We start from the raw sequence: 10,616 nt of genomic DNA, 5'->3' as shown, positions 1-10,616 counted from the left end.
CGTGTTGCCCCTATCATGCGAACGGGGTTACCATATTCTGGTCTAGCCGCGCAGGCTTGTCCTGCCGCTTCTCATCCTTCACCGATCGGAGATGACCGGCTGTGTATCCGGGCCGGGGTCATGGATCTCTGTCGACGGTGCCGAAGCGCAGGTGTTTCCGGGCACGCTCGCAGCGGACCACACATTCTCACCGTCCACCGCGGACGGACTCCCTAGCGCACAGAAGCAGGGAAACGTAGACCTCACGCAGTTCTCGTCTGCGGGAGGAACGAAAGGACTTCCGTGACCGATACGGACCTGATCACCGCACCTGCCGAGCAGGAATCCGCGGGTTCGGCCGGCCCCGACTCGGGACGACCGGCCACCAAGACACGTGCACGAACCGGCCTGTCCGGCATGGTGCTCAGCGAACTGCGGACGGTCGCCGGTGAACTCGGCATCAAGGGCACCTCCGGGATGCGCAAGGGCGATCTGATCGCCGCGATCAAGGAGCGCCAGGCGGGTGGCGACGCCCCGGCCGCGAAGAGCGCTCCCGCCCGGTCGAAGGCCGGCACGTCGAAGCCGTCGACGAACGACGACCAACTGAGCATCGGCGACTCCCCGGCAACGGCCGGGGCGGACACGACCGAGAAGAACGACGCCCCCCGGAGCGGCGCGCGCACCCAGCGCGGCGCCGGCCGCAAGGCCGCTGCCGCCGACGCACCGGCCGAGGCGTCGTCCACCGAGACCGCGAACCCCGACGGTTCGGGAGCAACGAACAGCCCGGCAGCCACCCAGGCCGACGGCTCGCGGAACGGCGCCGAAGCGGCGAAGTCCGAGGCCCAGGCCGGGGATGCACCCAAAGGCGGCAGCGCTTCCGAGACCGACTCGTCGGAGACCGGTGCGGGACGGGAGCGACGCCGCGGCCGTGACGGCTCGGGCGAGGCCGCGGGTGAGTCCGACGGCAACGACCAGCGCACTCGGCGCAACCGCAACCAGAACCGCGACAACCAGAATCGTGACGGGGGCCAGAACCGCGACGGGGGCCAGAACCGCGACAAGCAGAACCGCGACGGCAACCAGAACCGCGACGGAAATCAGAATCGTGACGGGGGCCAGAACCGCGACGGTGGTCAGGACGACGACGGCGAGGGCGGCGGTCGCCGTCGGGGTCGCCGGTTCCGTGAGCGTCGTCGCGGCCAGAATCGCGACACCCCGAACGAGCCGCAGGTGTCCGACGATGACGTGTTGCAGCCCGTCGCCGGCATCCTCGACGTGCTCGACAACTACGCCTTCGTGCGCACCTCGGGGTACCTCGCCGGTCCGAACGACGTCTACGTCTCGATGAACCTGGTCCGCAAGAACGGACTTCGACGCGGCGACGCGATCACCGGTGCGGTCAAGGTGCCGCGTGAGGGCGACCAGCAGAACCAGCGCCAGAAGTTCAACCCGCTGGTGCGGCTGGACACCGTCAACGGCGGAGATGTCGAGACGGCCAAGCGCCGCCCCGAGTTCAACAAGCTCACGCCGCTGTACCCGAACCAGCGCCTGCGGTTGGAGACCACCCCCGAACGACTCGACACCCGTGTGATCGATCTGATCATGCCGATCGGCAAGGGGCAGCGCGCCCTGATCGTGTCGCCGCCGAAGGCCGGTAAGACCACGATCCTGCAGGACATCGCCAACGCGATCGCGACCAACAATCCCGAATGCCACCTCATGGTCGTCCTCGTCGACGAGCGTCCCGAGGAGGTCACGGACATGCAGCGTTCGGTCCGGGGTGAGGTCATCGCCTCGACCTTCGATCGGCCGCCGTCAGACCACACCTCGGTGTCCGAGCTCGCGATCGAGCGCGCCAAGCGACTTGTCGAGAGCGGGAAAGACGTTGTCGTGCTGCTGGACTCGATCACCCGTCTGGGTCGTGCGTACAACAACGCGTCGCCCGCGTCGGGTCGAATCCTGTCCGGTGGTGTCGATTCGACCGCGCTGTACCCGCCCAAGCGGTTCCTGGGTGCGGCGCGCAACATCGAGAACGGCGGATCGCTGACGATCATCGCGTCGGCGCTCGTCGAGACCGGCTCCACCGGCGACACGGTGATCTTCGAGGAGTTCAAGGGCACCGGCAACGCCGAGCTCAAGCTCGACCGCAAGATCTCCGAGCGCCGGGTGTTCCCGGCGGTGGACGTGAACCTGTCGAGTACTCGTAAGGACGAGTTGCTGCTGTCGCCGGAGGAGTTCTCCATCGTGCACAAGCTGCGTCGCGTGCTCTCGGGTCTCGACTCGCAGCAGGCCATCGACCTGCTGATCAGTCAGCTCAAGAAGACCAAGACGAACATCGAGTTCCTGATGACGGTGCAGAAGACCGCACCGGGCGGGAACAACGACGACTGAGTTCTGCGACTGCGACGAGCCACGAAGGTCACCTGACCCTTCGTGGCTCGTCGCTTTCGCACCTCGCACCTGCCCTTTCAGTCGGCGAGGTCGGCCGCCAGGTGTTGCCACGCCTGCGCACTCGGCGGTGCGACGGCCCCGGTCTGGGTGACGATCAGCGCGCACTCGCCTCCGCGGCTGTAGATCTCGAGTGATCCCGTGCGGTCCCACACCCCGCGGGGCCACGTCACCCAGCATTCGCCGACGAGATCGAAGTTGATCATCACGCGGGTGCTGCCGGATGCCAGCACCATCTGGCCCCGATGCTCGCGGGCTCCGTCGAGACGGTCCTGGCGCATCTGGATGCATCCCGGCGCCGCCGTCGCGAAGGTCACGGTCATCCCCAGTCCCGCTGCGTGCTCGAGTGCGGCGATCACCGCACGTGTCTCGACGCGAACGGTACGCGCGCAGTCGAGGTGGGGGAGGGCCGCCAGGCGGGCGACACCTCCGTCGGTGAGCACCGCGTCGAATTGTGCGATCTGATCGTCGTCGACCGAGGCGGACGGGTCCACGTATTGTGGCGCAGGCGAATCCACGAAGGGCCCATCGAGGACCGCGGCCGCGCCGCTGCAGGTCATGGCCTCGAACGCCAGCCGGTCTGAGTTCTCCGTCAGGTACGTGGCGTGAGCGGTGTTGCCGCGGTGGTCGAACAGTCGCAGGGTCGGCGGAACGTGGGCGGCGGGATCGCTGAGCAACGTCGACGACAAGCGAGAGGGGTTGAGCCGCAGTGCGATCTGCTGCGAATCGACACGTAGCGGACCGCCCACGGTCGTCGGGAGGTCATGAACGCCGACCGCGTTCATGATCACCGGACCGGCGACGGTGACGCCGACGACCTGGGCCAGGCCGGGCAGGCGGGCGGCGACCGCGGGGACATCGTGATTCACCGAGGAGCCCGCGAATCCGGCTGTCCGCAGCAGGATCTCGAGGTCGCTGCGGGCGTGCGGATGGTCCCCGGCGGAGTGGGTCATCTCAGTAGACGTCGCGTGAGTAGCGATTCTCCGAGCGCAGGCGATCGACGTACGCCACGGCCTGGTCGGGCTCGAGACCACCGTGTTCGGCGACGATCTCGTGCAGCGCGGCGTCGACGTCGTCGGCCATCGTCGTGGCGTCGCCGCACACATACAGATGCGCGCCGGCCTCGAGCCACGCGAACAGTTCGCCGCCTTGTTCGCGCATCCGGTCCTGGACGTAGACCTTGTGTTCCTGATCGCGGGAGAAGGCGAGGTCGAGCCGGTCGAGAAGCCCGTCGGTGACGAACCGGTCGAGCTCCTCGGCATAGAGGTAGTCGTGGCTGCGATGCTGGTCACCGAAGAACAGCCAGTTGCCGCCGGGTGCGGCGGCCGCGGCCCGCTCGTGCAGGAAACCGCGGAACGGGGCGACACCGGTGCCCGGGCCGATCATGATGGCCGAGACGTCGTCGGCGGGCAGGCGGAACTTCTTGTTGGGGGAGATGAAGACGGGCACGGTGGCGCCGAGCGCGCAGCGGTCGGCCAGGTGGGTCGAGCACACACCTCCGCGATCCCGGTCGGCGACGCGGTAGCGCACCGTGGCCATCGTGATGTGCACGGTGTCGCCGTGGACACGCGGGCTCGACGAGATCGAGTACTCGCGGTGCGCGAGGGGACTCAACTCCTCGAGCAGCTCCTCGGGAGTCGGGGTGAAGGTCGGGTCCAGATCCAGTAGATCGAGGACGTCGAGTCCGTGGAGCCACGCGTCGAGTGCCTGCGGGTCACCGGCGTCGAGAAGCCGGGCGAGTTCTGGGTGTCCCGTGCGTTCGGCGACGACCCGGACGAGGTACTTCGACGGCGCGCCGATCTCGTACCTGCTGGTCAGTGCCTCGCGCAGGGTGTAGGTCGCCTTGCGGTCGGCGATGATCTCGTCGCCCACCGCGCGCAGCCGGGCGAGCAGGAGATCGACCAGCGCGACATCGTTCGTCGGAGCGATGCCGATGCCATCGCCGGGCTCGTAGGTGATGCCGCTGTCGCCGAGATCGAGTTCGAGGTGGCGGACCTCCTTGGCCGATCCGGGACCGGAGAGGAGCTCGTTCCGCACGACCGTCGCCGGGTAGGGATTGCGCCGGTTCCACGGCGATCGCGCCGTCCTGTCGGTACGACGGGCGGGGGAGGTCCGTGCGGTGTCGACTGCGAGGCTGCTGCCGGTGGAGGCGGCGTCGTACATCGAGGAATCCTTCGGGGACGGGGTGCAGGGGAGCGTGCGCCGCCGACAGGGCGGGCGACGCCACGGTACTACACTTAGGCAACCCTTACGAGGATCGCGATCTGCGTCACGTGCAGCGGACTGCGGGTGACGGTGCCGGGAATGGATCCGAGCGGCCTGCCGTTGAGGCACCTGAGACCGCGGTGACCGGGATTTTTCCCGGGTGATGCCCCCGTGGCATACTGATCGGTCGAGTCCGGTTCCGGTTCACACCGTCGACAAGCGGCGGTGACCCGGCGACCTCAGAAAGGGACAATCAGACATGAAGCAGGGAATCCACCCCGAGTACGCGACGACCACCGTCGTCTGCGGCTGCGGCAACACCTTCGAGACCCGCAGCACCGCTGCCAACGGTCGGATCAACGTCGAGGTCTGCTCGCAGTGCCACCCGTTCTACACGGGCAAGCAGAAGATCCTCGACACCGGCGGTCGCGTTGCCCGGTTCGAGAAGCGCTACGGCAAGCGCGCCAAGTAGACCACGCTGCGACGCCCGCCCGACGATGTCGGGACGGGCGTCGCTGTGTTTTCCGGTCAGAGTTCTTCCCGGTGTCGCCGATCATCCGTCGTGGCGCCGGTCGACAAGTGAGGTCGCCTTCATGAGTACGCAGAGTCCCTCGGCCATCGACGACATCCTGGCCGAGCACTCGGGTCTCGAACGCCAACTGGCCGATCCTTCCCTGCACGACGATCCCGCCGCGGCCCGTCGCGTCGGCAAGCGATTCGCCGAGCTCGCGCCGGTCATGGCGACCTACACCCGGTTGAAGGCGGCACGCGAGGATCTGGAGGCCGCACGTGAACTCGCCGCCGACGATGCGTCGTTCGCCGCCGAGATCCCCTCTCTCGAAGCGGTCGTCGAGGAACTCGACGCGACGTTGACCGACCTGCTCGCCCCGCGCGACCCCCACGACGCCGACGACGTGGTCCTGGAGATCAAATCCGGTGCGGGCGGGGAGGAATCGGCACTGTTCGCGGCGGACCTGGCCCGGATGTACCTCAAATACTGCGAGCGTCACGGTTGGAAGGCGCAGGTGCTCGGCGTGACCGAGTCCGATCTCGGCGGCTACAAGGAGGCCACCTTCTCGATCAAGTCGAAAGAGGCCGTGCGCGACGGAGTCTGGTCGCGACTGAAGTTCGAGGGCGGCGTGCACCGCGTCCAGCGGGTGCCGGTCACCGAGTCGCAGGGCCGCATCCACACGTCGGCGGCCGGGGTGCTGATCTACCCCGAGCCCGAAGAGGTCGCCGAGGTGACGATCGACGAATCGGAACTGCGCATCGACGTCTACCGCTCATCCGGTAAGGGCGGCCAGGGCGTGAACACCACCGACTCGGCGGTACGGATCACCCACCTGCCCACCGGAATCGTCGTCACATGCCAGAACGAACGTTCGCAGTTGCAGAACAAGGCGCGCGCGATGCAGGTCCTCGCCGCCCGGCTGCAGTCCGCAGCCGAGGAAGAGGCGGAGGCCGCCGCCGCGCAGGGTCGTGCGGCCCAGATCCGCACCGTGGACCGGTCCGAGCGGATCCGGACCTACAACTTCCCCGAGAACCGCATCACCGATCACCGCATCGGTTACAAGGCCAACAATCTCGACGCGGTGCTCGCCGGAGACATGGACAATCTGCTCGACGCGCTCGTCGCCGCGGACCGGCAGGCCCGCATGGAAGCGGAATAGGAGTCGTGACCGGCAGGCCGACCCCGGTGTCGGACGAACTGCGTGCCGCGACCACCCGTCTCGCCGCGTCCGGGATCGACTCCGCACGCCGTGACGCCGAATGGCTGATGGCGCACGTGCTCGGGATCGATGCGGGCCGTCTCGTGCTGGTGGACGCGATCGACGACGCGCCGGCGCGCGCGTTCCGGTCCGCGGTAGACCTGCGGTCGCAGCGGATTCCGTTGCAGCACATCATCGGGACCGCCGCCTTCGGCCCGGTCGAGCTGGCCGTCGGCCCCGGAGTGTTCATCCCCCGGCCGGAGACCGAGTACCTCCTCGAATGGGCGGTCGACCGACTCCGGGCCACCCCCGGACCGCATTCGGCGGCTGATTTCTGCAGCGGCAGTGGGGCACTGGCGATCGGCATCGCCGCGATGAGTCCGGCGACCCGGGTCGTGGCGGTCGAGGCCGACGAGGATGCGCTGGTGTGGTTGCGTCGCAACGTCGCCGCCGCGGCACCGGCCGGCGGGTCACGGGTCGACGTGGTCGCCGCGGACGTCACCGATCCGGATCAGGTCGCGGGAGCCATCCCGGCCGGCAGCGTGTCGGTCCTGGTCACGAACCCGCCCTACGTGCCGCTCGACGCCGTGGTCGGACCCGAGGTCGCCCACGACCCGGCCCGCGCGGTCTTCGGCGGCGCGGACGGGATGTCGGTCATCGTGCCGATGGTGCCGGTCATCGCCCGCACGCTGACGCCGGGTGGCGTCGTCGGGATCGAACACGACGACACGACTGCCGACGCCGTCGTGTCGTGCCTGCACGCGCACGGCGACTTCGAGGAAGTCACCCGGCACACGGATCTCACGGGCCGGCCGAGGTTCGTGACGGCGCGCCGACGGCAGGCCGGGTCCGTCGGACGCGGCATGGCAGGATGATCGCGTGAGCACTGTTTTCGACTGCAACGATCCACAGAACCGCTCGTCGGGGATTCGGGCGGCGGTCGGGGCGGCGAAGGCCGGACGGCTGATCGTGATGCCCACCGACACGCTCTACGGAGTCGGTTGCGACGCCTTCGATTCCGACGCCGTCGGTGCGCTCCTCGCAGCCAAGCACCGGGGACGCGACATGCCCGTGCCGGTCCTGGTCGGTTCCTGGCACTCGATCGACGGCCTGGTCCTGTCCGTCCCGCAGCCCGCACGCGACCTGATCGAGGCCTTCTGGCCGGGCGGTCTGAGTCTGGTTGTCCGACAAGCACCCTCGCTGGCATGGGACCTCGGCGACACCGACGGCACCGTCATGCTGCGGATGCCGCTGCACCCGGTCGCGATCGACGTGCTGCGCGAGGTGGGGCCGATGGCGGTCTCGAGCGCGAACGTCTCGGGGCGTCCGCCGGCGACCACCGCCGACGAGGCGCGCGAACAACTCGGTGACGAGATCGCCGTGTATCTCGACGGTGGCCCGGCGCCGGCCGCGCAGGCGTCGACGATCGTCGATGTCTCCGGGCCGAGTCCGCGCATCCTGCGCGAGGGCGCGGTCTCGACGGACGCCGTCGCCGACGTACTCGACACGGACCCGGCCGCGCTGCTCGCGGAGCGATGAGCCCCGACGCGCCGAGGTCCGGACCACACGGCGTCGAGGCGGGCGGCGCCCCGACCGGTGACGCCGCGGTCGACGCCTTGGTGAGCCGCGAGGTCGGCCGGCGCCGCGACACCGTGCAGCTGCTCGCCAGCGAGACCGAGCCGACGCCCGGGGTGCGGGCCGCGATGGCGTCGGTCTTCGACGCGAAGTATGCGGAGGGGTATCCCGGGGCGCGCTATCACGGCGGTTGTGAGGTGACCGACGAGCTCGAGGAGCTCGCCGTCGGACGGGCCCGCGCGCTGTTCGGCGCCGAGTACGTCAATGTCCAGCCGCTGTCGGGTAGTGCGGCCAACCTCGCCGTCTATGCCGCCTTCGCCCAGCCCGGGGACCCGGTGCTCGCGCTGCGCCTCGAACACGGCGGCCACCAGACGCATGGTTCTCGGGCGAACTTCTCCGGGCGATGGTTCTCGCCGTTGCACTACGACGTCCGCCGCGACGACGAACTCGTCGACTACGACCAGGTCCGGGATCTCGCGCTGGTGCACCGCCCCCGCATCCTCGTCGCCGGCGCCGCGTCCTACTCGCGGACGTTCGACTTCCCGACCCTGCGTCGGATCGCCGACGAGGCCGAGTGCATTCTCTGGGTCGACGCCGCACATCTCGCCGGGCACATCGCGGCGGGCCTGCTGCCCTCGCCGGTGCCGCACGCCGACATCGTCACCCTGTCCACCAACAAGGTGATCCGCGGTCCGCGCGGCGGGGTCATCCTCGCGCGAGCCGAACACGGCGAGGCCCTGCGCAAGGCGGTCTTCCCGTTCGTGCAGGGCGGGCCCGCGATGCACTCCGTCGCCGCGAAGGCGGTCGCCTGCGCGGAATCCGGCACCGACGAGTTCGCCGGTTACGTCCGTCGTGCGGTGGACAACGCCCGCGGTCTCGCCACGGAACTGGCGGCTCGGGGCGCCCGGGTGGTGTCCGGCGGCACCGACATCCACCTCGCGGTCGTCGACGTGAGCGGCTTCGGGATCTCCGGGATGGACGCGCAGCACCGGCTCGGGGCGGCCGGGATCGTCGTCGACAAAGCGGTCCTCCCGTTCGACACCCGCCCCGTCTCCGAGGGATCGGCGATCCGGATCGGTACGCCGGTGGCCACCGAGCGCGGCATGACCGCTGCGATGCATCCGGTCGTCGCCGACGCCATGGCCGCGGCGATGTCGACGCGCGACCGTGAGACACACGAGCGGATCCGTCGCGAGATCGCCGGACTGGCCTACGGGTAGCGTGGTCGCAATGTCGGAGACCCTTACCCGTCTCACGCCGGTGGTGGCGCGATGACCGGTGCCGCACCGGCCTTGCTCGCCGCCGCCGCGGACGGGGGAGGGACGGGGGTTCCCCTGCGCGAGCTCCTGCTCGTGGGTCTGACCGCCGCAGCCATGACCTACCTCCTGACCTCGGCGGTCCGCGTCTTCGCGATCCGCGCCGGTGCCGTCGCCGTGCCACGGGTCCGGGACGTGCACGTGATCCCGACACCTCGCCTCGGCGGGCTCGGGATGTTCGGTGGGGTGGTTGCCGGCATCGCGCTCGCCGCGAACCTCCCCGCGCTGAACCGCGGCTTCGCCTACACCACGGACATGACGGCGGTGATCGCCGCCGGCACCGTGATCGTCCTCGTGGGCGTCGTCGACGACCGGTGGGGTCTGGACGCGCTGACCAAATTCGTCGGTCAGCTCACCGCCGCCGGCGTCCTGGTACTGCTCGGCATCAGCTGGCTGCAGCTCTACATCCCGTTCGCCGACATCGGCACGCTGGTGCTCGACCCGCTGCAGGCCGGTCTCCTCACGGTCGCGATCACGGTCGCGACGATCAACGCGATCAACTTCGTCGACGGCCTCGACGGTCTGGCCGCGGGATTGGGACTCATCGCCGCGGCGGCGATCTGTATGTTCTCGCTCGGTCTGCTGCGCGACCAGGGCGGCGACGTCAGCTACTACCCCCCGGCCCTGATCTCGGTGGCACTCGCCGGCGCGTGCCTAGGATTCCTGCCACACAACTTCTCGCCCGCACGGATCTTCATGGGCGACTCGGGTGCGATGCTGATCGGTCTGCTGCTCGCCGCGGCCTCTACGAGTGCCTCGGGCCGTATCGCTGTGAACGCTTACGGACCGGCCGACATCTTCACGCTGCTGTCCCCGCTGATCCTCGTCGCAGCCGTCGTCTTCATCCCGATGCTCGACATGCTGCTGGCGGTGATCCGGCGGACCCGGGCCGGCGTCGGCTTCTACACTCCGGACAAGATGCACCTGCACCACCGCCTGCTCGAACTCGGGCACTCGCAACGCCGGGTCGCGCTGATCATCTATCTGTGGGTCGGGGTGCTCGCGTTCTCGGCGGCGGCCAGCACGCTGTTCCCGCTGTCGGTGGTCGCCCCGGCCTTCGGTGCGGGCCTCGTCGTCGCGATGCTGGTGACGATGGCGCCGCGCCTGCATCGACGCCTCGCCGAACTGCGAACGTCGACGAAGGCGTACCGCTGACCGGCGTCTGCGACCCTGTCATTTCCGTGAGGGCGATACCTGGGCCTAAGGTAAGGAAACCGTAAATTATCGTGTACTATCGCCCGTAGTAGTCAACATGTGCGCAGACCCGGACACAAAGCCCCGGTTCTGTCTCACACGACGCAATACCCCCCGGTGAGACACCAAGAATGGTGTTGGTAGGGTCACAACGAAACGCGAGCTGACGCCCAGCGGCCATGTGTTGCTG

Annotated in this window: 9 protein-coding genes; 7 read left to right on the top strand and 2 right to left on the bottom strand. The window is 69.0% G+C overall.

Annotated features, from left to right (window positions below; genetic code table 11):
• The first annotated feature begins 282 nt into the window (after nt 1-282).
• On the top strand, nt 283-2,370 hold the full coding sequence (rho, locus tag ACFVHY_RS22810; protein WP_390275625.1) for a transcription termination factor Rho: 2,088 nt from the start codon (nt 283-285) through the stop codon (nt 2,368-2,370).
• Between the two features lie 77 nt (nt 2,371-2,447).
• On the opposite strand, the gene ACFVHY_RS22805 is transcribed toward rho, so the two are convergent.
• Nucleotides 2,448-3,380, bottom strand: a complete 933-nt coding sequence (locus ACFVHY_RS22805; RefSeq protein ID WP_390275623.1) for a heme transporter — start codon at nt 3,378-3,380, stop codon at nt 2,448-2,450.
• 1 nt (nt 3,381) lies between these two features.
• On the bottom strand, nt 3,382-4,590 hold the full coding sequence (locus ACFVHY_RS22800; protein WP_390275622.1) for a sulfite reductase subunit alpha: 1,209 nt from the start codon (nt 4,588-4,590) through the stop codon (nt 3,382-3,384).
• A gap of 301 nt (nt 4,591-4,891) precedes the next feature.
• Here ACFVHY_RS22800 and rpmE point away from each other — a divergent pair, with 301 nt between their 5' ends.
• From rpmE to ACFVHY_RS22770, 6 genes are all read left to right on the top strand, one after another.
• The gene (gene rpmE, locus ACFVHY_RS22795) at nt 4,892-5,104 is read left to right on the top strand and encodes a 50S ribosomal protein L31 (protein ID WP_010842972.1); all 213 of its coding nucleotides are present in this window, start codon (nt 4,892-4,894) and stop codon (nt 5,102-5,104) included.
• A gap of 121 nt (nt 5,105-5,225) precedes the next feature.
• A complete protein-coding gene (gene prfA, locus ACFVHY_RS22790) occupies nt 5,226-6,302 on the top strand; it encodes a peptide chain release factor 1 (RefSeq protein ID WP_390275620.1) in 1,077 nt (358 codons plus the stop codon).
• 5 nt (nt 6,303-6,307) lie between these two features.
• The gene (locus ACFVHY_RS22785) at nt 6,308-7,216 is read left to right on the top strand and encodes a N5-glutamine methyltransferase family protein (protein ID WP_390275619.1); all 909 of its coding nucleotides are present in this window, start codon (nt 6,308-6,310) and stop codon (nt 7,214-7,216) included.
• A 4-nt stretch (nt 7,217-7,220) separates the two neighbouring features.
• Entirely contained in the window at nt 7,221-7,880 is a 660-nt protein-coding gene (locus tag ACFVHY_RS22780; RefSeq protein WP_058252755.1) for an L-threonylcarbamoyladenylate synthase, read from the top strand.
• A complete protein-coding gene (gene glyA, locus ACFVHY_RS22775) occupies nt 7,877-9,136 on the top strand; it encodes a serine hydroxymethyltransferase (RefSeq protein ID WP_390275616.1) in 1,260 nt (419 codons plus the stop codon). The genes ACFVHY_RS22780 and glyA overlap by 4 nt, the downstream gene beginning before the upstream one ends.
• 51 nt (nt 9,137-9,187) lie before the next feature.
• Nucleotides 9,188-10,387, top strand: coding sequence for a glycosyltransferase family 4 protein (locus ACFVHY_RS22770; protein WP_226513009.1), 1,200 nt, complete (start codon nt 9,188-9,190; stop codon nt 10,385-10,387).
• Nucleotides 10,388-10,616: the final 229 nt, after the last annotated feature.

The organism is Gordonia sp. NPDC127522, assembly GCF_042672305.1.
Classification (GTDB): domain Bacteria; phylum Actinomycetota; class Actinomycetes; order Mycobacteriales; family Mycobacteriaceae; genus Gordonia; species Gordonia hongkongensis.
The sequence above is the reverse complement of the archived record's forward strand: the minus strand, read 5'-3'. Positions and strand labels throughout refer to the sequence as shown.